This is a genomic window from Myceligenerans pegani, assembly GCF_014892515.1.
Taxonomy (GTDB): domain Bacteria; phylum Actinomycetota; class Actinomycetes; order Actinomycetales; family Cellulomonadaceae; genus Myceligenerans; species Myceligenerans pegani.
On sequence record NZ_JADBGR010000041.1, the window covers coordinates 1 to 346 of the forward strand.

1 protein-coding gene is annotated in these 346 nt (G+C 67.3%); it reads left to right on the forward strand.

Translation table 11 applies throughout. The features are described from left to right. The coding region (locus tag IIE03_RS02650) for a hypothetical protein (protein ID WP_192861175.1) at positions 1–346 on the forward strand (346 nt) is incomplete at both ends.

Sequence of the window (346 nt, forward strand, 5' to 3'; positions counted from 1 at the left end):
ACGGCGGAGACGCTCATCATCCCGGGCGGCGACCGGATCCGGATCGAAGGGTTCGGCGAGGCCCAGCTCCAGCAGCCGTCCGGTGGGTCGGGAACCGTGGCCGTCGCCACCCCGGATTCGCTGATCAGCCAGCCACTGGACGGCAGTGATGCGCTCAAGCAGCCTGCGTCCGGTTCACCCGCTGCCCCTGTGCAGGTGGGCGGCTGCGTCTATGGTGCGTGGTCCACCACCGGAGATGTGATTCGTGACTGTCCCGGGACGGACCGCGATGACCGGCAGACTCTTGAGGGCCTCGCGTCGGGTGCGGTCTTGCAGTACCGCACGAATCGTGGCCGGATCATTTTGA